This is a genomic window from Paraburkholderia sp. BCC1876 (genome assembly GCF_902833695.1).
Taxonomy (GTDB): domain Bacteria; phylum Pseudomonadota; class Gammaproteobacteria; order Burkholderiales; family Burkholderiaceae; genus Paraburkholderia.
The window spans coordinates 756,806-778,030 of sequence record NZ_CADFGI010000001.1; the positions used below are offsets into that span (position 1 = coordinate 756,806).

Consider the following 21,225-nt stretch of genomic DNA (forward strand, 5'->3'; position numbering starts at 1 on the left):
TCCATCCAATGTCATTTATTTAGCGATACTATTTATAATGTATATATTTAGAACGTGAATTTCATGTGGCCGGCTACCGCTTGCTGACGTCCGAAACAACCGCCTCGGTCGGGACGTAATCGCCCCCGGACAACTTGCGGCGCAGAATCTTTCCTACGGGAGATTTCGGGATCTCCTCCACGAAGACGTATTCGCGTGGACGTTTGAAATTCACCAGATCGGAATCGCGGCAAAAGGCATCGAGAGCGTCCCCGTCGATATGAGTGGATCGCTTGATAAATGCCACGACCTTTTGCCCCCAACGCTCATCCTTAAGTCCAACGACAGCCACCTCGTCCACCGCCGGATGCAGCGACAGGAGCGATTCGATATCCACCGGCGATATGTTCTCGCCTCCGCTGATGATCATGTCATCAACGCGTCCGGTGACAAAAAGATCCCCGTCGGGGTCGAGATAGCCGGTATCGCCCGTGAAGTACCAGCCGTTCCGCAACGACTTCGCGTTGGCATCGGGACGATTCCAGTAACCTTCAAAAGCTTCGTCGCTGGCCAGTTCGACGACGATCTCTCCTTCTTCTCCCGCTCGTGCGATGTCGTCCGGACCCATTGCATCGAGCCTCACGACGCGAAGTCGAGTGTTGAATCCTGCTCGCCCGGCGCTTCCAGGTTTTTTAGTAGCGTTCTGGTCCACAGCGACCGTGTACACCTCCGACGAACCATAGTGATTGACAAACAGCTTCGGCCTGAAGGCGGCCGAACACCGTTTGAGCAGCCCGTCGTTCATCGGGGCTCCCGCGAACCCTAGCTTGGTGACCGAACCGATATCGGTTTCCAGGAATTCAGGCGCCGCGAGGAGATCGTGATACAGCGTCGGGACGAGATAGAGGCAGGTAAGCCTGAAGCGGTCGATCGAGGCCGCCGCGTACGCTGCATTCCAGCGGCGAACGCAAACAAAAAGACCATCGACCATCGCCATCGCGATAAGCGATCGGACACCCATCGTGTGATAGAGAGGCATGACCCCGAGCGTGCGCTCCCCCCGCTCATAGAGATTCTGGGCAACGTGAGCCAGTGCCGCAGCTCGTTCCTGCCGATGCCGTCGTGGGACGCCCTTTCCCATACCCGTGGTTCCAGACGTATAGAGCATCACCGAATAATCTTCAGGACTGGCCAGCGGGGTCAACGGTCCTTTACCGACCCTGTCATGGACATCCGCAAGGAGATCGTCAAGGCCGTACGACGCGCCCTCGACTCCATCCAGTCCGATTCTGATCGTGCGTTGAGCCGCCTCACTTTTTGACACGGCGTCGCTAGCTATCGGCTCGTACACCATGACCTTTGCACCCGCATCGGTCACAGTGTAATCAAGCTCTTCGGGCTTGGTTCTCCAGTTGATGGGGACCATTACGACACCGGCCATCTGACACGCCCAGTGCAGGGTCGCCATTTCCCATCGGTTCTGAAGAACGGCAATCAAACGATCGCCTCGATTGAGCTCGAGCCGACTCAGGATACTTATGAAATCTCTGATTCGCGTGTGCCACTCCGCGTAAGTCAATTGGAGATCGCCGTCGACGAGCGCCAGCGCATTCGGACTGCGCTCGACGGCCTGCAGGAATGTACGCCCCAAATCAAGCATGAGTCACCTCTTCCACGACACGTTCATTGCGCCGCAAAGCAGCCACGTCAAGCACGGCCTGCACGATTGGGGTGTATCCCGTACATCGGCAAATGTGCCCTGACAGCATTTCGCGCACATCGTCTTCTGTCGGATTGGGTTCGCGCTGCAAATAGTCTTCACACGACATGAGAATGCCGGCCGTACAGAATCCGCATTGAAGCGCATGGCGCCGACGGAATGCCAGTTGCAGGTCGCTCAGCGTGTTGCCGTTCGCGAGACCCTCGACTGTGTCTATCCGACGCCCATCGGCCTGAACCGCGAGCATCAGGCAGGACCTTCCCGCAACGCCGTCGATATGGACCGTGCAGGCGCCGCAGACTCCGTGCTCACACCCTACGTGAGTACCCGTCGCGCCCAGCTCGTTCCGGAGAAAGTCCGACAGGAGTTCGCGCGGTTCACACTCAGCTCGACGCGTACGTCCGTTTAAAGCGAGCGTAACGACGCGTGTCTCTCCTTGCGGATGCGCTGCCTGCAATGGATTACTGCTTTTTCCTCTAATCACGTCGCCTCCTGTATAGCCTTCCAACCAAGCTGTCGAACCAGATGCCTTCGATAAGCCGCACTGACATGAGCATCGTCCTGCGCACAGAGCTTCCATGCGAGGTCATTGAGCGCGCCACGTAGATCATCTCCGTCCAGTTTTGGCAATGTTTCTACGACTGGACGATCAGATACTCCGCCGACGCCAATTCTTATCGCCTCATCCGTCACCACCGCCGCACACGACACCAAGGCAAAGTCGCCGTGTCGTGCAGAGAGTTCGGTGAAACCAAAGCGCTGCCCCGGCCGCGCCAGGGGGAAACGTACGGCGGCAACAAGCTCATCGGGCTCGCGCGCAGTCATCAACATCCCCTGGAAAAAGGCCTCAGCGCTCAAGACGCGCTTGCGCTTTTTAGACCTCAGCATGACGTCTCCTCCAAGCGTCGCCAACGCCAGGGGCAATTCGGCACTAGGGTCTGCGTGCGCGACCGAGCCACACACCGTTCCACGGTTACGAATCTGAAAGTGGGATATATGCGGAAAAATGAGCGTCAATAGCGGAACCTCGTCGGCGAGCGTCTTTCGCCACTCGACCTGCCCCTGCGTCGCCGCGGCGCCAACAACGAGATGACCACCCGGTGTATCGGCCTCCACGACGTTCAGGTCTTCGGTACGGGAGATGTCGACGAGCCAGCGAGGCTGTGCCAATCGCATGTTTAAGACCGCCATAAGCGACTGGCCGCCGGCCAGGACACGCGCATCCGCGCCGCCATGATGCAGCGCCTCGAGCGCATGCTCTGTATCCATCGCGCGCAGGTAACTAAACTCGGGCGGCTTCATGAAGACCTCCTGAACCATCCCGCAATTTTTTTGAACCAGGAATTGCTGCCCTTGATCGGCATTCCGGACGCCTGCCGGCCCAAGGACTCGAACAACTGCGAAAGCACGACTTTTGCTGCACCCTCCAGCATTCGCCCTCCGACCGCGGCCACTTTCCCAGACACCTGCGCCTCGTAGTCGTACGACAGCAAGGTGCCTTTCGCGGTCGGCGTGAGTTCGACGAGGCCCTCGCCCTGAGCGCTTCCTAACGACGACAGTCCCGCGCCGGCCAGACGCAATCTCTTCGGCGCTTCGATATCCGACAGCCCTATCTTTGCTTCGAAACGGGCTTTGATCATGCCTACGCCAACGGTCACATCGGCCCGGTACTGGTTCTCGCCAATGGTCTCCAACGCATTACAGCCCGGAACCACCTTCGCGAGCGCAGCAGGGTCCATCAGAACGGCGAACACTGCTTCCGGCGTGGCTTCGATCTCGACGCTGCCTTGCGCCGTCAGCGCCTTCCCCGCTCCCGCCTGCTTTTTCTTCGGTGTCGCCCCACGATATTCGGGTCGCGACGGTTCCGGTTCGTCGATGCCAATCATCTCCATTACCTTTGCTGGAGTGAGCGGCAGCCGAATATCCTGGACGCCCAGAGCGTCCGCCACCGCGTTAGCCACGCAAGGCGGCGTGCTCATGTTGTTGCCCTCGCCAAGCCCCTTCGCACCAAGCGGCGTGAAAGGCGAAGGGGTTTCCAGGTGGATGATGATCGGGTCGGGCACTTCGCAGGTAGTTGGCATCAGATAGTCAGCGAGCGTGCCCGACTGGAAGCTTCCGTCCGCGCCATATCTGAACTCTTCGTAGAGCGCCGCACCCAGTCCTTGTGCGAAAGCGCCACGAATCTGGCCGTCGGCAAGGGCGGGATTCAATAACTTGCCCGCGTCATGGGTGGTCACGTACCGGTCAATGCGAATGCGCCCCGTCGCCGGGTCAATCTCGATTCCGCACATATCAAATGCGAACCCGTAACAGGCGGACGTATTGATCCTGTCCTCCGCATCGGGCGGTTCCATATTTGGCGGCGTCCAGAACACGGTCTCGCGAAGACCCGGCTCCTCCCCTTCGGGCAACAGTGAGGGAGCCCAGTGAGCTGCATTGCTAGCAACACGGTTGAACGGGAGTGCCTTCTCCGGCTGCTGCTTCGAGAAAATCCGCCCGTCTTCGAAAGCGATATCCTCCGGCTCGCACCCGAATTGAGCAGATAAGATGCGGCTAAGCTTGTCCTTCACTCGCATTGCCGCGAGATGGACCGTCCCAGCTACGGCGCCCGCAAATCGACTCGAGTAGTTCCCGGACGCGATCGACCAGGCATCCTTGTGCGTATCGAACTCAACATTGACGACGATATCCGCCGGGTTCAAACCGAGCGCGTCTGCGACGACCTGCGCGCAAACGGTCATATGGCCTTGTCCCGCCGGCGTGGAGGCCACAGTTACCACAACGCCCCCAAGCAGGTCGACGCTCACGGTCGCGCTGGCGATCGCACCGCTTTTTGGCCCAGCTTTGCGACGAGCCTCGACCGGCAACACGGTCGAGATATATCCCATGTTCGATACCGATGGTTCCACGATTGCGGCGAAGCCTATTCCGTAGAGTCGCCCTTCGCTACGCGCAAGCTCACGGCGCTTAACGAGTTCGTCATAACCTCCCTCAGACAAGGAACGCCGAAGCGCTTCCTGATAATTCCCCGAGTCCAGAAGCGCACCCGCCGGCGTCCGATACGGAAACGCGTTGGACGCCACGAAATTCCGGCGATATACGTCGAGTACATCAAGCTGCAACTCAATGGCGATTCGTTGCACGAGTCGCTCGAGCGCGAAATACACCTGCGGTCCGCCAAAGCCTCGCACGAGCCCGGTCGGCGTTTTGGTTGTCAGGGCGACACGATTGCGCACGAGGAGATTGGGGATTGCATACGCCCCGGTCAGGCATCCATGCATCCGGTAGAAGGTCGCGGGCTCCGGCGCACGCAGATAGCCCCCGCAATCCTCAATCTGGTCGTAGGACAGCGCAGTAATACGCCCATCGCTCTCAACGGCGGCATCGATGGTGCTCCAGCGTGCCGTCGCGGACGTGGCGGCGGTAAGATGTTCGAGCCGGTCCTCGACCCATTTGACAGGCGCGCCGGCCTTACGTGAGGCGAGACACATCAACACGACGTACGGAAAGACGGCTTGCTTCACGCCAAAGCTGCCACCGGAATCACGCGGCGCTTTATGGCGCAAACGATTCGCCGGCACCTTGAGCGCCATCGACATCACCGCGTGGAGCGAGAAAGGCCCCATGAAATTCGACGTCACCTCATAGCCTTCATCCCCTTGCAGATGCTCGGCAATGACAACCGCGCATTCAATCGGCGTACAGGTGTTTCGGGGATAATGCGCCTCAATCGATACGCGATGAGGCGCCTTCGCGAATGCCTCTTCCGGCTCTCCATATCGAAAATTCCGGTCGCTCACGATGTTCGTCCCAACCTTTGGATGCAGGATTGGCGCATCGTCGGCCATGGCCGCCTGAATCGAAGTCACGGGAGCGAGCGGTGTGTAGTCGACCTTGATGCGCTCGATTCCGTCTTCGGCCATTGCACGTGACTCTGCAATCACCACCGCTACGGGTTCGCCGCTGTAACGGACACGGTCGATCGCAAGCGACCAGTGCTCCATGGCCGACTTCACACCAACCACAAACGGCTGCGACCACTGTCGAATATCCTCGCCGGTCAAGACGGCGTGCACCCCTTTTTGTGTGAGCGCCGCGCTGACGTCAATGCCGTTAATCTCTGCGTGAGGATGAGGCGAGCGGAGCACTGCAGCGTGCAATGTGCCGGGCTTGACTGCGATGTCGTCCCCGTACCGACCTCTTCCCGTCAGAATGGCCGCATCCTCAAGCCGTTCCATGGATCGCCCCAGGTAAGGAGTGCGCTCCGGCGTGGCCTCGGGGGTGGCGGGGATGGACGTACGGTTTGCGTGCCGCTCAACCAGTAATTCGGTCACGGATTCGCTCATTTGTGTCTCCTGCATTTTTCGTCGCGCTGCCGCATCAAAATTTGCGACTCGTGTCGCTTGTGCGCGCGCACGGGCATATCTCGAACGACTGATCACCTGACAGTCAGGCGCAGCCACTTTCGACCCGCACGAGAAATGTAACGCGGAGGGGCCGGGATCGGCTTACCTCAACGTCGTCCCAATTACCCTGGAGTCTGATGCTTTGCAGTCGACGCGTTTCCGGCAAAGACGCTTTCGCCGCCCGCAAATCGGGTAGGCGTCGTCGTTTCGCCGGCGGGTTGCAGACGATAAAACCTGGGGGAAATTTTGACCGTCCCGTTCGCTCGCGTCAGATTTCGACCTGATCGAGATTGGGATCGTAGATATCCACGACCTTGCGGTATTCACTCGGCGTAATGCCGAGATGCTGACGGAAAAACCGCGTGAAATGCCCAGGCGCCGAAAATCCCAGGTCGTACGAGATATCGGTCATCGAATTGCTGGTTGAGGACAGGTCTTTGATGGCTGCCTCCATACGCAATACGTTGAGGTAGACGTTGGGGGTGACGCCGGTGCAGCGATGAAACAGCGCGAAGAAGTGAGCACGTGACAAGCCGCAATGCTCCGCCAGTCCGTTCATGTCCGGATCGGCCCCGGTATTCTCGCGAAGCCAGGATATCGCCTTCCGGATGCGAGGGTCACTCGGGCGACGGCTGGCGACTTCCATCTGTCTCGACAATTCACGCCAGCTCTTTCCGGGGTCTATGACCGCGATCATCAAGTCGCAAAGCAGCCCCTCCAGACGCCCCGCAGCGATACTATCGGACCACCACATCTCAAGTCCAAGCTCCTCCGATAGTTTTCGCGCCGAGGCAGACATGGGCACGCAGGGCTGCGGGAAAAACTCAGGGCGTCCAGCGTGTCCGAGCGGATGTTGCACTTGAGCCAACCAGTCGGGCTCGATATACATCGCAAGAATGATCGTGTGCTGTTCCGCCTGGCTATTGTGTACGTAGGCGTGCGACTCCCAAGGATTTACAAGCACAGCCGTATCGGCCGTCAGGGGCTGCAATTCATCACGCACAGCAAAGAATGTGTCAGGTCCGGCCGCTTTTATCAGCAAATGGCAATGGTGATGAGCGTGCTGAACCAGCGGTGCGTCCATATCCAGCAACGCCACCCGACCGAACCTGCCCTGGTAAATTTTGATCGCACTGGACACTTGTCTGGTCCCTCATAGCAGACACATCGCATCGAGCCACGCATGCGATGTGGTTGTCTCCTTCTTACCCGTAGCGCCCTCGACTGCTATCGAAAATCCCGTGGCGGCTATGAGCTTTCTTTCCTCGTATGCGACCCGCACTTCGCCGCGATGTGTCTGCCCGCCCAGATGGACCGGACGAGCAGTCGATTCAACCTTCCTCTGCTGGCCATCAGGGCAGAACACTCGTTGATGCGCCCAGGAAATGGGAACTAATCGCCGTCATTTCAATTCGCAGACGCGCCACGAGAGTATCGCCGGTCATCTCACTGAAGCGTTCAGCGGATCACGTATCGTGCCACAAACGCGACATGCAACCGGTTGGTTGAATCGGGTCGCCTTAGCTACCGTTGAAAACAGCCTTGCGTTTCTCATGGAACGCCTCGACGCCTTCGCGGAAGTCGTTGGAACTACGCAGACGGCTGTAGCTGTGGCCTTCGAGTTCAATTGCAATCGACAACGGAGCATCCTCCGTGTCGTTCAGCAGCTTCTTCGCGGTACGCTGCGCTAAAGGCGAGAACGCAAGCAATTCACGGACAAGAGAATCTGTCGCACTTTCCAGTTCTGCGTCCGCTACCAGTTCGGTCGCAATGCCCCAGTTGTACGCCTGCTCTCCGGTAATGCGACGTGAGCGCATGACGATATCCTTCGTACGCCCGATCCCTACCATTTTCTGCAGACGCGCGGAGCCACCAGAGCCCGGAATCTGACCAAGCTTTTGTTCTGGAAGCGCATACAGCGTCGTCTCTGTTGCGATTCTGAAGTCGCACGCAAGCGACAGTTCGAAACCGACGCCGAAGCAGTACCCCCGATTTTCAGCGATTACCGGCTTACTGCACCGCGCCGGCGCCGCGATGTTCCATGCCAGCTTCGAGACATGTTCAGGCGAGGCTTCGATAAACCCTTTGATATCGCCACCGCTCGAAAAGTGCTCGCCAACAGCGCGAACCACGATCACGCGAACCCTCGGATCATCGTCCAAAGCCTCGAATGCGGCACGCAGCTGATCGCGCTGCAACATGGACACGATATTGAATGGCGGCCGGTCAAATACGATGTCGGCACGGGAGTCCGCCTCTTTAAACTCCACCCGAAAGCCATCGGGTTCCGCAAGCAGTCGTTGAGCGGGATGAACGATTCTGGTCATAGAAGTTCCTGTGTTGACGATGGTAAGGGTTACCCTCTCACTTGACCTGCCACTCGAAGGCATGACGAACGGCGGGATGTCGATCGAGCGTGCAGTCAAGTCTGATCATTGACAGCAATGAGGCCGGTAAAGCGTTGGACGCATTGGCCGCGCAAGTGGAAGATGTCTCGCAAATTATGTTGGTCGTTCCTGCTCAGGGCTCAGCCGAACCACCCGGCACCTGAGGCAGAAAATCGTTAATGCAGTATCGGACAACACTCAAGCGGCTGCTTACCAGCGAGTTCGGCGAGTTACCCTGGAGTCTGATTTTGTGACTCGGCGCGGGTTGACCGCGAAGCGAAAGGGCAATGTTTCGGACGGCGTTGTTGGCGGAATGGCGAATCGGGTCGCCGTAGACAAGAGCGCCAAGCAAGCCCGGCGTCCGCATGCAAACACCGCGCACATCCTATGTCGCAAGTCACCTCAGCCGATAATTCGGAGCTTCCCTGGTGATTTGAACGTCATGCACATGTGACTCGCGAAGGCCTGCACCCGTGATCTGCACCGTTTCCGCGCTGTCCTGAAACTCTTCGACGGCACCGCATCCGCAGTAGCCCATGCTCGCACGCAAGCCTCCAGCCATCTGAAAAATGATCGACGCGATAGGTCCTTTGTACTCAACCCGTGCCTCGATACCTTCCGGAACGAGCTTGTCGAGATTCGCAGAATTATCCTGAAAGTATCTGTCCGCCGATCCGTCTTTCATCGCCCCGATTGAACCCATACCGCGATACGCCTTGAACTGGCGTCCTTCGTACAGAAAAACCTCACTGGGCGACTCTTCGGTACCGGCAAGCAAGCTGCCCATCATCACGGAGTCTGCGCCTGCAGCCAGGGCTTTACTCGCGTCACCGGAGTACCGAACGCCCCCGTCCGAGATAACTGGAACACCTGAACCGCGAATCGCATCAGCGACAGATGCCACGGCAGTAACCTGCGGAACGCCGATCCCCGCCACGATGCGGGTGGTGCATATCGACCCTGGCCCGATACCAACTTTAACCGCGTCCGCGCCTGCGTCGACGAGGGCCTTTGCCGCCGCTGACCCTCTAAGCCTATGAGGCATTGGCTCGGGATTCGAGCGGGTGCATTCCCGCCGGACTGCTTCAATCGCATGCGTCGCAATCGCTGTATGCATTTGATTTTCGATGTCGAACGCCAGCACTTCAGGACGCGGTAGCGTTAGGCCTCAACTGCAATCTATCCCTGAATTTCATGCCGGGTGCAAGTTGTCACCCTCTGTACGGAATCGACGCACTTCGTTCAACGGGCATCGATCTAATGCAGGGATTCTTCTTTTCCAAACCGCGCATTGGAAGCTTGCCCCAGTTCGACAGGAGCTGGTCGACGATATAGAAAGCGCCTCAACGTTCGCGTGATTCGTTCGGATAGTTCCACTCTTTCGCACCCGAACTTCGTCTTCATGGCCCGCCACCTGTCAGGGCGTGACGAAATGTTTCCTGAATGCGCAACACCCGCCCGTTGATCTGTCAGGGCGTGCCCTTCGGAGAGTCATCTGCGCATGATCTCGGCACAATTTCGGCGAAACGTGCACCGGCGCGGGGCCCCTGGCGAGCGGATATCGCGACCTCTTTAAAGGCGGTCGCTGGCTGGATTTGACCAATCCGGCAAATCTGGCACTTTGGCACAGCGATTCAAGCCAAATGCTTCACGCGTCAAGCCAGTTGAGTCTTGTCGGCCCGAAAGTCGCTCTGTTTGCCTCATCTTCCGGCAGGTGTGCCGAAGAATATGAGGAGAGTGAAGATGCGGCTCAACAAAATTCCGACCACGGTGATCACCGGCTTTCTCGGCGCCGGCAAGACCACGCTGGTCAATCACATTCTTGAACATGCGCGCCCTCTCCGCATCGGCATCATCGTCAACGAATTCGGCGAAGTCGGTGTCGATGGCGAACTGATCGTCGCCGACGAAAATGCGCTGGTGGAGATCAACAACGGCTGCGTATGCTGCACTGTTCGCAAGGACCTCGTTAAAAGCGTGTCCGAACTGCTCGAACGCCCGGGCGAGCCGCTAGCGCGTTTGATCGTGGAAACCTCCGGGCTGGCCGATCCCGCCCCGGTGTTACAGACCTTTCTTGCCGACCCGGATGTTCGCGAACGGGTGGAGCTGGAGTCGGTGGTCGCCGTCGTGGACGCGCATCATTTTCACGAGCAACTCCACAATGAGATTGCACGCGAGCAAGTCGTGTTCGCGGACCACATCATCATCAACAAGACCGATCTGGTTGATGCGCAGGAGGTGACGAGCCTCATCGCACGCATCCGCACACTCAACCCTAGCGCAGTTATCGACATTGCTCGTCACGGCGCGATCGACGTGAAATCGGTTATCGGCACACGGCATTTCTCGCTGGATACGTTGCTCGCGGTCGAGCCGGATCTACTCGACGAAGGCGCACATGACCATGAACACGATAGCTCCATCACATCGTGTGCATTCGTTCTTCCAGGGCCACTGGACGCCACGCGCTTCAATCGCTGGGCCAACCAGCTCGTGCAGACCCACGGCCAACAACTCTTGCGCATGAAAGGGGTGCTGAACCTGCACGAAGAGCGTCGTCGCCTGCATTTCCATAGTGTCCACATGTTGCTCGACTCCAGCTTCGGAAAAGCGTGGGCGCGGGACGAACCGCGCGACAGCAAGTTCGTGATGATTGGCCGGGACCTCGACGTGCCGACCTTGCGCGATGGTTTGCGGGATTGCATGGCCTGAGTGCCTATTTTTTTACCCACGTTCACTTACGTCCGGAGTTCAAAGATGAAAAAGTCAGAAGCCTATACCTTCAGCATCGGCGTGCTCGCGGTGGCCGATACATGGCTCACCGCCACCGTCTTTCCAGTGCCCGTGTGGGTCACGTTCATCGCGTGGGCGTCGTTCTTCGTACTCGGCGCGGGACGTGCAGGTTTCGTCAAATCCGTGGCGTCGAATCTGGCCGGCGCGGTGATCAGTTCACTCACCCTGCTTGCCATCGCAACGACTAGCGGCAGCGCGCTGGCGGTCGCTATCCTGGTCGGTGTCGGCAGCGCTGCGATGGTCCAGGCATCGAAGATCAAGCTGCTCGATGTACTGCCGGCGATCGTCTGGGGCTTCGCCTCGACGGTGGGCACAACCGTCGCGACCGGCAAACCCATCACCACGATCGGTCTGAGCAACCCCGGCCTCGTCGCGGCCGCGGCGCTCATAACCGGTGCCGCATTCGGGTTCGCATCGGAACTGCTGGGCAACGCGCTTGCATTCAAACATGAGCACAAGCTCGGATAGGGCGTATGCGCCTCGCTTCCCCTACTCGCTAACTTACTGGAGTCAACTGTGAAACTACAGCACCACCTCGGCGGCGTCGAGAATCTGGGCCCCGTCAATGTCGAACCGCGTGTCTTCGTGGAGCCTTGGGAGCGTCGCATTTTCGGCATTCACACTGCCATGATGGCTGAGAGCAATCACCTCGGCGATGCGTTGCCGGCTTACCCGATCAAGACACTGCCGACCGCATTCAATAGCACATGGACATGGGCGTCGTTGCGCACCGGCGCGGAAGACATGCAACCTTTCGAGTACTTCAAGTACCGTTACTACGAGAAATGGCTGATGGGTATCTCGCAGTTTTTTGTGGATCAGGGGTACATTACGGCCGCTGAACTCGCCGAACGCACTTCGCTCTATCGCGCCAATCCTCTGGCCCCTTTGCCAGAAAAACCCAGCGATCCGATCAGAGCGCAGATCGACGCTTATCTGGAGAAAGGCGATTCCGGCTATCACGAGCCGCGTGCTCCGGCGCGCTTCTCGAATGGAGAAACCGTGCGGATCGCGGATCCCGAAGCGGTCGATCACACCCGTTTGCCCGGGTATTTGCGCTGCAAGACCGGCAAGGTCGTCGAGGTGTATCCCGGCACATTTTCGTATTTCGTTTCAACCGGTGTGGATGGAATCGGCGAGCCGATGGCGGTCTACCGGGTCGCCTTCGACGCCGCCGACATTTGGGGCGAGGGAAAAAGCGAGCCCCACACCACGATCTACGCGGACCTGTACGAAGCCTACCTCCAGGCAACCGTCTAACCAGCGCAAAAAAAAAGGGAATTGTCATGACTCAACTGTTTCAGTATGACGGCGACCGTGAGGCGTCGAGCGCCGCCAAAGTGCGCGCGCTCGAAGCATTGCTGATCGAAAAAGGGGTAATCGGCAGCGACTCCGTCGACGCGGTGCTCGGCCACTTCGAAACCGCGGCGGGCCCGTTCAACGGCGCAAAGATCGTCGCCCGGGCGTGGGTCGACGAGGCGTTCAGGCAACGCCTCGTCGAGGATACGCCAAAGGCGATCGCGGAACTGGACCTGCCGGCCGGCATGTCCGGCGCGGAAGGGGAGCACATGGCGGCCGTGGCAAACGGCGACGGTGTGCACAACCTGATCATCTGCACGTTGTGCTCGTGCTATCCGTGGCCTGTGCTTGGCTTGCCGCCCTACTGGTACAAGGACCCGGTGTTTCGCGCTCGGGGCGTCCGCGAGCCACGAGCGGTATTGCGCGAATTTGGCGTCGACGTACCGGCGGAAACCGAGGTCAAGGTGTGGGACAGCAGTGCGCAGATTCGCTGGTTCGTCGTGCCGGAGCGTCCCGCGAACACTGAACACCTGAGCGAACCTGAGTTGGCCGCGCTCGTGACACCGGAATCGATGATGGGTGTCGCGCTGGTCGCTTCGCCCGCTGCCGCGTGAGGTCGATCATGTTTACGCGCTTCGAGGAATATGCAGCGGCGTCGATGCTCGGCGCTGACGACTCTCCGCCACGGCTGGACGGCAAACTGGTGTTCTCCAGTCGTTGGGAGCGGGATGTGTTCGGCCTTGCGCTGTCGCTTTCGAAAGCGGGCTACTTCGAGTGGGAAGAGTTTCGCCAGTGCCTGATCGCGGCGATCGCGCGCTGGGAGTCGGCGCCGTGCGAAGGTCAGCCACACTGGGATTACTACGAGCGTTTTCTCGAAGCACTGCTGGAGGTGGTCGAGTCGAGCGGAGTTCTGTCGCGCGACGAGCTCACGCAGATACTGGTCGCCAGACGGCCGGCGATAGCAACGGCAACGCATGCGGCAACGAGTCCGGCACACTTAAAAAGTCATTGAGTTTGAGTCTTCCCCAACCAGGAGAAACACATGGAAATGCTTAACGCCGTGATGACACGCGCCAACTCGCCTGCGCGCCGGAAGGTCGTCGCTATGTATGCGGCGCTCGCCCTCATCAACATTGTCGCGTGGGGGTGGGCGTGGATCGTACTGCGAGCGTCGCCCGCACTGATCGGCACCGCGTTTATCGCCTACAGTTTCGGCTTGCGCCACGCGATGGATGCAGACCATATCGCCGCGATCGACAACGTGACGCGCAAGCTGATGAACGACGGAAAACGTCCCGTGACGGTCGGCTTTTTCTTCGCGTTCGGCCATTCGCTGACCGTGGTATTCGGGGCGGTGGCCGTGGCGTTTACGACCAAAGCGCTGGCCCATCATTTCGATGCGTTTAAAGAAACCGGCGAGGCGGTTGGCGCCGTCGTATCCGCGTCGTTTCTGATCATGATCGGCGCGATGAATATCGTGGTGCTGCTGGGGCTATTCCGCGCGTTTGGACGCGTGCGCCGCGGTCAGCGTCACGACGGCGACCTTCGCCTGACGCAGTTCGACGGCAATCTGCTGGCGCGTCTGTTCAAGCCGCTGTTTCGTCTCGTCCGTTCGAGCTGGCTAATGCTGCCGCTCGGCATCCTGTTCGGGCTCGGCTTCGAAACGGCCACCGAAATGGCGCTGTTCGGCACTTCGGCCGCACAGGCATCGGCCGGCTTTTCGATCTGGACCATCCTGATGTTTCCGTGTCTGTTTGCGGCCGGCATGATCACCATCGACACGACCGACGGCATCCTGATGCTAGGCGCCTACGGCTGGGCCTTCGTCAAGCCCGTACGCAAGCTTTACTACAACCTGACGATCACGCTGATTTCCACGGTCGTCGCGCTGCTGATCGGCAGCATCGAGGCGCTCGGGCTGCTGGGCGACCAGTTGAGCCTGGCCGGTCCGTTCTGGCAAGCGATTGCTGGTCTCAACAATAATTTCGGCTTGCTAGGATATGGCATCGTCGCGGTGTTCGTGACCGGCTGGCTGGTGTCCGTTCTGCTTTACAAGTTGAAGGGATACGATCGCGAGACCGCCTCGGCCTGAGCGGGCGCCCACCATCCCCGACGATACCGTGGACGCTCCGTGACCTTGACGACCTGAACGCATGAACACAATGAAGCAGATCAAGATAGGCATGATTGTCTTTCCGGGCTTCCAGTTGCTGGATATCGCCGGGCCTAAGGACGCGTTCGCGGAAGTCAAGGTATTGAGCCAGGGTGAATGCCAATACGAAATGCTGACCGTGGGCACCACGCGCGGCAGCGTGCAATCGTCGAGCGGGCTGACGGTCGTGCCGGATCGTACGATCTTCGACCTGTGCCCGCACTTCGACACCGTGATCGTGCCCGGCGGCCTCGGCATATTCGACACCTTCGACGATCCGGCGCTCAGTGATTGGCTCAAGGAACAGTACAAACACGCCCGGCGCGTGTCCGCCATCTGCAACGGTCTGTTCGCGCTCGGCTCGGCCGGCCTGATCAACGACCGCGTGGTGACCACGCACTGGATGGATGTGCCGCGTCTGGCCGCGACGTTTCCGCGCGCCCGGATCGAGCCGGATCACGTGTATGTGAAAGACGGCAGCGTCTACACCACGGCAGGCGTGACCGCAGGGATCGATCTTTCGCTGGCGATGATCGAGGAAGACTTCGGCAGAAAAATGGCGCTGGACGTCGCCAAATATCTGATCGTGTATCTGCGAAGAGCAGGTGGCCAATCACAGTTCAGTCCGCTGCTCGAAACCCAGGCCGCACCTGATTCGCAAATCGTGGTGATCCAGCAATACATGCTCGACAATCTTGCTGTCGAGCAGACGTTGGCGTCGCTCGCCGAGCGCGCTCATATGAGCGCGCGCAACTTGACCCGGCTGTTCATGAAGGAATGCGGCCTCAGTCCGGCATTGTTCCTGAACAACGCGCGTATCGACGCCGCAAGGCGCTATCTGGAGAGCACCGACCTTCCGTTGCGCGACATCGCCCGACGGTGTGGATTCGATGGTGCGGAGGGACTGCGACGCACTTTCCAAAGGCGGCTGCAGATCAATCCCGCTGACTATCGGAGTCGCTTCCGTTCAGCGGGTTCGCACGATCGTACAAAGAACGTTGCCGCCGAGGGGCGGTAGGCTTGGGTGGGCTACGCACTCCACCTGAGGCCGATGCCGATCGCCGCCTGAGTACGGCCCACTGCACGCAAACGCCGACAGGCGTCGAAACCGCGGCAGGTCAATGGCCGCTTCCTTGCCTGAAAGTCCCCCTGAACGTCCACACCGAATCTTCCCCGCGCCGCGGAGAGACGCAATCTGCACGATTGTGGAAACACCGCTCGCCGCCGTGTATAGCCAACTGGAACTGCACGCCACCGCTGTGCATTGACCGATGCTCTGCTCACTGCGGACGGATTGGTGCTGCGGCGTCACCGAAAGAGGCATAGTTTTCTGGCGGCACACTCTCAGCATCACCCGGGCACGCGCGCATTCGGCCGGCACTTTGGATTACAATAATAATCTTAAACAGTCCCGGCACAGATTGGCGTCGGGCTTCATCTGATGAAATATGGCGAGTTTCATCGCATCTGCACGCGAGGATTGAGGTTATGTTCGAACGTTTAAAGTCTGACGTTTCTTGTTTTCGCAGGTGCGGCCGAAGCTGTCTTGTCGACGGAATATTCAAGGAGCGACGTTGGAGGCAACATGGCAATCGCGTATGAACTGCTCGGCGCGCCGACGGGAAACTGCCAGCGTGTCGCCGTGGCGCTGGAAGAGGCGGAAATACCTTACAAGGCCACCTTCGTTGATTTGTGGTCCGGCAGGCACCGCACCCGGGAACATCTCCGTTTGAATCCGGCCGGCAAGGTTCCCGTGCTCATAGAGCGCGACGACGCGGGCAACACCCGCGTGATATCCCAGTCGAACGCCATCTTGCTGCACGTTGCGCGGAAGGGGGCTGTACCGTTGCTGCCCAATCCGAATGAGCATTCGCATGCGATCGCACTCGAACGCTTCATGTATTTTGTCACCGATGTGATTGGGCCGAACTATGCGGGGCATGTCCTGAATGCGTGGCAGCAACCGCGTCAGGCGTCGTTGTTTCAACAAATGAGTCTGGAAGCATTTGAATTGGCCGAGTTTTACCTGGCAGACTCCCCATATCTCGCCGGTGAGCACTATTCCCTGGCTGATATTTGCGCTGCCACCGTTATCGCTCCAAGCGCCGGTGAGGTCGACTGGGAAAGGCTGGGCAACTTGAAGACCTGGTTTGACAGGGTGACGGCCCGGCCTGGATTTGTCAGGGGCATGCAGGCGTTTAGACGGGGCGCGTAGGCCCCAACGCTCTGAATCCGGGAGCCGTTCGTCGAGATTGAATCCGCTCGATATTCATCATTTTCGTCAGCAATCGATTTCCAGCTGCGATACCCGGCCAACCAGAGCGCTTCCAACCTCCCCTCTTTTCTTTACATACAAACAAGATTACGATAATGCTTTAGATTTCACCGCCTTCTCAACCGAGCGAAGAACCATGGGACACTCTCAAGCAGACAAGCTTGCAACGCATGAGCGTATTGTCAACGTTGCAGCCCAACGTTTCAGAGAGCTGGGGCTTGAGGGCATCAGCGTAGCTGACCTGATGACGGAGGCCGGCCTAACCGTTGGCGGCTTCTACAAGCATTTCGGCTCGCGCGACGAATTGGTCGTCGAAGCTCTAGCAGCTGCCCTGGTTGATTGGGATATCTGGGAGTCGACGGTTAAGACGAGCTTGCGCAAAGCAATTCGTTCATATCTCTCGGATGCCCATCGCGATAACGTCGCGACAAGTTGCGCCTTTGCAGCACTTGTGAACGATGTTAGTAGAAGCAGCGATGCGGCGCGAGACACGTTCGCTGGGCACCTTCAACGCATTTTTGATGCAACGGAAAAGGCGTTGCCGTCGGCCACGTCGGAAAACCGACGGAACAAATCAATCCTGCTGTTCAGCGCTTGCGTGGGCGCGCTTGCCTTGTCACGCTCGGTAGCAGATCCCAAGTTTTCCCAACAGATACTGGACAGTGTCGCCGACGAACTCGTCACGCTGTTTGCCCCCAGAAAAAGCCGCTCCCAAGGGTAGTGGCCAAGCCGGCGCAACAACATAACCTGCAGCCAACTGGGGGCCGACAGCGCCGAGACCCGCAGCGACGTCTTCAACATCGGCGATGACCTCGTCATGCCTCGACAACGCCGTTCAGTGATTCCGTGTTGGGCACAAGGCCGATTTGCACGAATGTGCCTGAAATTTCGAGTTGTTTCGTGTCGCCCGACTGCACGTCCTTGTATGTAATTCCGTTAACCTTCTTGCCGTCACCCACCACTTCCATAATCTGAGCTTGCGTGATCACCAGCACATTCGCCAGGCTATGCAGCTTGCGTTGCAGTACCGCGTCACCGGGTTGAGCCGCAATCTATTGAGCAGATCGCACTTTGTACTGAACTCACTATGCGTTTGTGCTAAACGGTTTGATCTTTCTATTAATGATAGACGTTCGGATTTCTTTCGGGACAATCGATGCGTATCGGAGCCCCAAACTCTGCCCGTCTCGCCCTCGATCCAAACTTATCGTCAGGCTTCGAAAAAAGCCGGCCCTTCAGGTCCACCGTTCGCCTGTTACGTCGCTTAGTGCACTGTTCTCGACGTCGCTGCAGGCTCGAGAAAGTGCTCGGTCGCTGAACGTAAGATCGCCTCGCGCGCGTCGATCGATTTGAGGGTGTGAGCACGTGAACGAGACCGTTTTAAAGGGTACATCTCCTCCAGCTTATCGACATCGAAAAGAGTAATTCCCAATATGGCAGGAAAATACCCGTCGACAATTGTCAGGCAATCCACGTCTTTCCACAGGCTTTGAAGTAATAAATCGGACAGTACGTCGACATCGCTTCCTGACGCTTCGTGCGCAATATTGCCCATCGACTGCGTTAAAAAAAATCGTGCAGAATGCGGGGCAGTCAATACCGCACTCGCTGAGCGCAGCAGCGCTTCACCGAACACCCGATCCTCCGATTCGGCAAGGCGCATTTCCAGCCACCCATGAACCAGGCGAGCATAGTCAGGATGCTTGCGTGCAATAGCAGTCATGCCCAAAACAGCGTCGAAAGAACTGAGCGGTGTCCTCGAAGTTTCCAGAATGTCCAGATACCGCTCCAAAACGGGCGGCCCAAATGCCGAAGCCGCAATGGCGCCCTGGATCGCCGGCACGAAAGACCGCTCGCGGCACAGTCTAAGCGAAGGCGTCCATGAATACCAAGGCAGATCAAACGCCATGTCCTGGAGCCAGGTTCTATCCTTGCTGCTACACACGAGCATCATCAAGGCGCCGATCGCGTCTATCGTTCGCACGTAAAATTGCACCGAATGTTCTTGCGCGATATCCCGCTGCTTCACGCTCTTCTTCAGGCCAGCTCGATCCGCTTCGAGGCGCATCGACGCCAGCGTGATCCACCGATATGCGAGCGGCGCATAAAAATCTATCCAACGTGAAAGCTGACTGAAGGTAGATCGAGTTAGGCTGCCTGGCTCGCCCGTGACGTTGTGTATCCATTCTTGCGCAGTTTCGCGAGCACCTATCTCCCGGATTGCCTCGGCGATCGGGTCGATCTCACCTCTACTCAAGATTGATAGCGGTCGACACGGAGGCGCCAGTTCTTCCGGGTACAGGAGCGAGGTTTCTGCTACTCCCTTTTCATCAAGGAAGACGACCGGTCCCCGTGGATCGATCGCAATCACCCGAACCATCGCGCCATCCTCCCGGAGCACAAGCTCCGAGAACTGCATTGCCAAATCAGGTGACCTTTCCAACCCGATAGCCACTGACAGACGCTCCACCATCGAACCCACGATATCCTGCATTTCCCGCGAGTATTCCGCAATTCCTAATTTTGATCCTTCGATCATGCCTGGCGCCCCCCCGGCGATCACCGGCAAGCACCCGGATGATGCCGCCTCTATTCTGGCTCACAATCATACTCCTCTTATCAAAGAGACGACGGATGCGTAGTGCACGTTTTTAACCTGCAACCGGTCCTCGTCGATCCCTGGCGCAGAAGACCTTTAGACGCAAATCGGGCGGGCGTACCGCTCGAGCCGTCCCTCTTCCGTGCGGCAATCGCCACGACCTATGGTTTGGTCGACCGGGCCACAGGGCACAATCGAGATTCAGTTTTTCTGCGTTTCTAACTGCCTTATGCCGCCGGAACGAGATTGACATTTGCCGCGTCGGAACGCGGAGCAATGCGTCGTTTTTTAAAGCGCATCCTCTGATCAACGAAACGCACCCGAGAGCAAACGTGGATGTACCTTAGCTCTGGAAAAATTGGCGTCGTGGGTGACGAGCTTCCGAGAATTTCCTATAATCCTCAATTGAACTTGTCGGCTGCGAACTATTGCTGACGAACCGATCAGGTAATGCTTCGTAGCGCGAAATTCAAGGTGCTACGAGGTTGATGATGGTGAGAACCATGGACCGGCTACAAGCAATGCACGTATTCACACGCATCGTCGAGATGAACAGCTTTTCTCGCGCTGCCGACTCTCTAGACCTCCCTCCTGCGACCGTAAGCACGATTATCAAGAATCTGGAGTCGCATCTTCACGTTCGGCTCATGCAGCGGACAACAAGACGGCTCAACCTGACGCCGGAGGGCGCCCAGTATTACGAGCGTTGCGTACGAATTCTCGCCGAGGTCGAGGAAACTGAGGGAGCACTGGCCAATACTGGAAACGGACCACGCGGGAAGCTAAGAGTCGAAATGCCGCCATCGATCGGGCATCTCATCGTGATGCCCGAGATTTCTTCCTTCAAGAAGATGTATCCGGATATTTACCTCACGGTTGGCTTCGGCGATCGCCGCGTAGATCTGATACAAGAGGGTGTTGACTGCGCCATCCGCGTCGGCCCCCTGGAAGATTCGACCCTGGTAGCCCGACGCCTTGGAAATCTTCAGACTGTCACGGCGGCTAGCCCCGAATACATCGCTGAATTCGGAGAGCCAAAGTGCATCGATGACCTGCAACACCACACCGCGGTGCACTACTTTTCCAGCAGAACCGGCAGAGTTCTGGATTTTTGCTTCGAATACAACGACAAAACGACCGACGTCAACGTGAACGGAAGCTTGGCGGTCAACGACGCGGAAGCCTATGTCAGTTGCGGTGTCGACGGAGTCGGATTGATTCAACCGCCCAGGTTTATGATTCAGAACCACCTGGATTCAGGAAGATTAATCGAGGTGTTACCAAATTCCAGACCGCGGACGATGCCTGTTTCTGCGGTCTATCCGCACAATCGTCATCTCGCTGCGAAAGTTCGGGTCTTCGTAGAATGGATTGCGACGTTGTTTGATACCAGCCACCTGATGTCGTTGGAGCCGAAAGAATCAGGAAATGCGTACAGGAGCAACGCTTCATCAAATCCCAGTCACGATCGCACTCGCGCCGAAGCTCACGAAATCATCTTATGACAAAACAATGAGGAAGCATTCGACAAGATCTCACACAAATGCGTCGTCTCATCGCGCCAAGCCGCTGTTCGGCTCAGGCAACGCAGGATCACCCAGTCATTTCCATGTTT

At 58.1% G+C, this 21,225-nt stretch carries 18 protein-coding genes and 1 pseudogene; 10 read left to right on the forward strand and 9 right to left on the reverse strand.

Annotation, left to right across the window (positions count from 1 at the left end; translation table 11 throughout):
* Positions 1-73 precede the first annotated feature (73 nt).
* The 7 genes from HWY05_RS03215 to HWY05_RS03245 all read right to left on the reverse strand — a co-directional run bounded on the left by HWY05_RS03215 (position 74) and on the right by HWY05_RS03245 (position 9,609).
* On the reverse strand, positions 74-1,639 hold the full coding sequence (locus tag HWY05_RS03215; protein WP_035558287.1) for an AMP-binding protein: 1,566 nt from the start codon (positions 1,637-1,639) through the stop codon (positions 74-76).
* Complete coding sequence (locus HWY05_RS03220; protein WP_176057778.1) at positions 1,632-2,180, reverse strand: (2Fe-2S)-binding protein; 549 nt, start codon at positions 2,178-2,180, stop codon at positions 1,632-1,634. Before HWY05_RS03220 ends, HWY05_RS03215 begins: the two co-directional genes overlap by 8 nt.
* Positions 2,180-3,001 (reverse strand): FAD binding domain-containing protein, encoded by an 822-nt coding sequence (locus tag HWY05_RS03225; protein WP_176057369.1) that lies wholly within the window; start codon positions 2,999-3,001, stop codon positions 2,180-2,182. The genes HWY05_RS03220 and HWY05_RS03225 overlap by 1 nt, the downstream gene beginning before the upstream one ends.
* Positions 2,998-6,045 (reverse strand): molybdopterin cofactor-binding domain-containing protein, encoded by a 3,048-nt coding sequence (locus HWY05_RS03230; protein WP_176057370.1) that lies wholly within the window; start codon positions 6,043-6,045, stop codon positions 2,998-3,000. The genes HWY05_RS03225 and HWY05_RS03230 overlap by 4 nt, the downstream gene beginning before the upstream one ends.
* A 328-nt stretch (positions 6,046-6,373) precedes the next feature.
* Positions 6,374-7,246: an AraC family transcriptional regulator gene (locus tag HWY05_RS03235; RefSeq protein WP_035558296.1), complete on the reverse strand. Its 873-nt coding sequence runs from the start codon at positions 7,244-7,246 to the stop codon at positions 6,374-6,376.
* A gap of 379 nt (positions 7,247-7,625) precedes the next feature.
* Positions 7,626-8,432: an enoyl-CoA hydratase/isomerase family protein gene (locus tag HWY05_RS03240; RefSeq protein ID WP_035558301.1), complete on the reverse strand. Its 807-nt coding sequence runs from the start codon at positions 8,430-8,432 to the stop codon at positions 7,626-7,628.
* A 457-nt stretch (positions 8,433-8,889) separates the two neighbouring features.
* Positions 8,890-9,609: an IMP dehydrogenase gene (locus HWY05_RS03245; protein ID WP_176057779.1), complete on the reverse strand. Its 720-nt coding sequence runs from the start codon at positions 9,607-9,609 to the stop codon at positions 8,890-8,892.
* Between the two features lie 626 nt (positions 9,610-10,235).
* Between HWY05_RS03245 and HWY05_RS03250 the strand changes: the two genes are divergently transcribed.
* The 9 genes from HWY05_RS03250 to HWY05_RS03290 all read left to right on the forward strand — a co-directional run bounded on the left by HWY05_RS03250 (position 10,236) and on the right by HWY05_RS03290 (position 17,732).
* Complete coding sequence (locus HWY05_RS03250; RefSeq protein ID WP_176057371.1) at positions 10,236-11,204, forward strand: GTP-binding protein; 969 nt, start codon at positions 10,236-10,238, stop codon at positions 11,202-11,204.
* A gap of 45 nt (positions 11,205-11,249) precedes the next feature.
* Positions 11,250-11,753, forward strand: a complete 504-nt coding sequence (locus HWY05_RS03255) for a DUF1097 domain-containing protein (protein WP_035558306.1) — start codon at positions 11,250-11,252, stop codon at positions 11,751-11,753.
* 48 nt (positions 11,754-11,801) lie between these two features.
* Positions 11,802-12,545 (forward strand): nitrile hydratase subunit beta, encoded by a 744-nt coding sequence (gene nthB, locus HWY05_RS03260; protein ID WP_176057372.1) that lies wholly within the window; start codon positions 11,802-11,804, stop codon positions 12,543-12,545.
* 26 nt (positions 12,546-12,571) lie between these two features.
* A complete protein-coding gene (gene nthA, locus HWY05_RS03265) occupies positions 12,572-13,198 on the forward strand; it encodes a nitrile hydratase subunit alpha (RefSeq protein WP_035558311.1) in 627 nt (208 codons plus the stop codon).
* Between the two features lie 8 nt (positions 13,199-13,206).
* Positions 13,207-13,596, forward strand: a complete 390-nt coding sequence (locus tag HWY05_RS03270) for a nitrile hydratase accessory protein (protein ID WP_176057373.1) — start codon at positions 13,207-13,209, stop codon at positions 13,594-13,596.
* Between the two features lie 30 nt (positions 13,597-13,626).
* The gene (locus tag HWY05_RS03275; protein WP_156126736.1) at positions 13,627-14,676 is read left to right on the forward strand and encodes a HoxN/HupN/NixA family nickel/cobalt transporter; all 1,050 of its coding nucleotides are present in this window, start codon (positions 13,627-13,629) and stop codon (positions 14,674-14,676) included.
* 61 nt (positions 14,677-14,737) lie between these two features.
* Positions 14,738-15,754: a GlxA family transcriptional regulator gene (locus HWY05_RS03280; RefSeq protein ID WP_244146474.1), complete on the forward strand. Its 1,017-nt coding sequence runs from the start codon at positions 14,738-14,740 to the stop codon at positions 15,752-15,754.
* A gap of 567 nt (positions 15,755-16,321) precedes the next feature.
* Complete coding sequence (locus tag HWY05_RS03285) at positions 16,322-16,951, forward strand: glutathione S-transferase family protein (protein WP_035558319.1); 630 nt, start codon at positions 16,322-16,324, stop codon at positions 16,949-16,951.
* Positions 16,952-16,988: 37 nt separating this feature from the next.
* Positions 16,989-17,732, forward strand: coding sequence for a TetR/AcrR family transcriptional regulator (locus tag HWY05_RS03290; RefSeq protein WP_244146475.1), 744 nt, complete (start codon positions 16,989-16,991; stop codon positions 17,730-17,732).
* A 78-nt stretch (positions 17,733-17,810) separates the two neighbouring features.
* Here the strand turns inward: HWY05_RS03290 and HWY05_RS03295 are convergent.
* Positions 17,811-18,045: pseudogene (locus HWY05_RS03295) on the reverse strand (alkyl hydroperoxide reductase subunit F); the annotation flags it as partial.
* A gap of 230 nt (positions 18,046-18,275) precedes the next feature.
* A complete protein-coding gene (locus HWY05_RS03300; RefSeq protein WP_176057375.1) occupies positions 18,276-19,550 on the reverse strand; it encodes a hypothetical protein in 1,275 nt (424 codons plus the stop codon).
* A 563-nt stretch (positions 19,551-20,113) separates the two neighbouring features.
* Between HWY05_RS03300 and HWY05_RS03305 the strand changes: the two genes are divergently transcribed.
* Positions 20,114-21,115, forward strand: a complete 1,002-nt coding sequence (locus HWY05_RS03305) for a LysR family transcriptional regulator (RefSeq protein WP_051981370.1) — start codon at positions 20,114-20,116, stop codon at positions 21,113-21,115.
* Positions 21,116-21,225 lie beyond the last annotated feature (110 nt).

Excerpts from the sequence above, each read along its gene's own strand:
- HWY05_RS03240 (WP_035558301.1), bottom strand. The coding sequence starts at position 8,432 with ATGACCAGAATCGTTCATCCCGCTCAACGACTGCTTGCGGAACCCGAT.
- HWY05_RS03270 (WP_176057373.1), top strand. The coding sequence starts at position 13,207 with ATGTTTACGCGCTTCGAGGAATATGCAGCGGCGTCGATGCTCGGCGCT.
- HWY05_RS03305 (WP_051981370.1), top strand. The coding sequence starts at position 20,114 with ATGGACCGGCTACAAGCAATGCACGTATTCACACGCATCGTCGAGATG.
- HWY05_RS03250 (WP_176057371.1), top strand. The coding sequence starts at position 10,236 with ATGCGGCTCAACAAAATTCCGACCACGGTGATCACCGGCTTTCTCGGC.
- HWY05_RS03215 (WP_035558287.1), bottom strand. The coding sequence starts at position 1,639 with ATGCTTGATTTGGGGCGTACATTCCTGCAGGCCGTCGAGCGCAGTCCG.
- HWY05_RS03255 (WP_035558306.1), top strand. The coding sequence starts at position 11,250 with ATGAAAAAGTCAGAAGCCTATACCTTCAGCATCGGCGTGCTCGCGGTG.
- HWY05_RS03225 (WP_176057369.1), bottom strand. The coding sequence starts at position 3,001 with ATGAAGCCGCCCGAGTTTAGTTACCTGCGCGCGATGGATACAGAGCAT.
- HWY05_RS03275 (WP_156126736.1), top strand. The coding sequence starts at position 13,627 with ATGGAAATGCTTAACGCCGTGATGACACGCGCCAACTCGCCTGCGCGC.
- nthA (WP_035558311.1), top strand. The coding sequence starts at position 12,572 with ATGACTCAACTGTTTCAGTATGACGGCGACCGTGAGGCGTCGAGCGCC.
- HWY05_RS03300 (WP_176057375.1), bottom strand. The coding sequence starts at position 19,550 with ATGATCGAAGGATCAAAATTAGGAATTGCGGAATACTCGCGGGAAATG.
- HWY05_RS03230 (WP_176057370.1), bottom strand. The coding sequence starts at position 6,045 with ATGAGCGAATCCGTGACCGAATTACTGGTTGAGCGGCACGCAAACCGT.
- HWY05_RS03245 (WP_176057779.1), bottom strand. The coding sequence starts at position 9,609 with ATGCATACAGCGATTGCGACGCATGCGATTGAAGCAGTCCGGCGGGAA.
- HWY05_RS03280 (WP_244146474.1), top strand. The coding sequence starts at position 14,738 with ATGAACACAATGAAGCAGATCAAGATAGGCATGATTGTCTTTCCGGGC.
- HWY05_RS03285 (WP_035558319.1), top strand. The coding sequence starts at position 16,322 with ATGGCAATCGCGTATGAACTGCTCGGCGCGCCGACGGGAAACTGCCAG.